The following is a 1,245-nucleotide window of genomic DNA, read 5'->3' on the forward strand; positions in this document are numbered from 1 at the left end:
GGCACGCAGCGTGCGTTCATAGTCGATAGGTGAGCGCATTCCAAGTGCTGAGTGCCTTCGATCATTATTGTAGAAAATCATCCAATTGTCAACTGCTGCAACAAGTTCCGCTTTCTTCGCGAAGGCGTGCCGGTAGTAGCACTCGTGCTTGAAGCTCGACCACAGCGATTCAGCGCCGGCGTTATCCCAACAAATCCCGGTCGCGCCCATCGAGCGCCGAAGCCCGTGAGCGGCGCAGGCCAGCGCCATGTCGTGGGCGGTGTACTGAGTACCGCGATCCGAATGCAATATGACCCCCTGGCAGCGGTGAGCGCGCACGAACGCGGCCCGCTCGACGGCCAGTGTGACCAGCTCGGTGCGCATGTGGTCATCAACGGCCCAGCCCAGCGCGCGCCGCGAGTGTTCGTCACGGATGGCGCATAAAAACATGTCACCGTCTCCGCAGCACAGGTAAGTGATGTCGGAGGACCACACCGCGTCGATACGGCCCTGGTCAAAGCAGCGCCCGACCAGATCCGGGGGAAACGAGGCTGCCGGGTCGACCTGGGTGGTGGTCTTAAAGGTGCGCGGACTGATCCCCTCAATGCCCAACTCGGCCATGATCTTGGCGACCGTGTTCTCCGAAACTCGTTCACCCTCGGCGTGCAGGTCGGCGGTGATGCGCGGTGACCCATAGGTGCCCCGTGAGGCGCGGTGATGGGCAAGGATCTTGACCTCCAGGTCACGGCGGCGCTGCACCTGAGGTGTGGGCTCAGCAGCGGTGCAGGTATGGGCATGCTTGTAGTAGCCCGCCCTGGATACCCCGAGCAGCTCGGCCATGCGTGTCACGTCGTAGCCGGCGCACTCTGCAGCGATGAGCTCAAACCGGCTCACCTTCGATGCTGTGCTGCAAAGTACGCCGAGGCTTTTTCCAGGAAAGCGATGTCCTTCGCCTGCTCGGCCACCCGCGCGCGCAGTGCCACCAACTCCGCGCGCTCATCGACCGAAAGCCCTTCACCACCACCAGGGTCCGGCCGACCGCCAGCTGCGGCCGCGGCCATCCGTCGCCGTTCATCTCGCACCCACTTATGCAGCAGGTTCTCATTGAGATCCAGCTCGCGGGCAACCTCGCTAACACGCCGATTCCCATCAATGACACGATGCGCCGCCTCAACCCTGTACTCAGGAGAAAACGACCGCCGAGATCGTGGCATACGAACATCCTTCCAGGGGACCACCGTCCCGCTATCTCAGATGTCCACCAAT

Annotated in this window: 2 protein-coding genes; both read right to left on the reverse strand. The window is 62.4% G+C overall.

The genetic code is table 11. The features are described from left to right. The coding region (locus tag BST27_RS30440) for an IS3 family transposase (RefSeq protein WP_139805498.1) at nucleotides 1–873 on the reverse strand (873 nt) is incomplete at its 3' end. Further along, nucleotides 870–1,193: a transposase gene (locus BST27_RS30445; RefSeq protein WP_069422688.1), complete on the reverse strand. Its 324-nt coding sequence runs from the start codon at nucleotides 1,191–1,193 to the stop codon at nucleotides 870–872. The genes BST27_RS30440 and BST27_RS30445, both read right to left, overlap by 4 nt. Nucleotides 1,194–1,245 lie beyond the last annotated feature (52 nt).

Origin of the sequence: Mycobacterium intermedium, assembly GCF_002086275.1 — a bacterium.
Classification (GTDB): Bacteria; Actinomycetota; Actinomycetes; order Mycobacteriales; family Mycobacteriaceae; genus Mycobacterium; species Mycobacterium intermedium.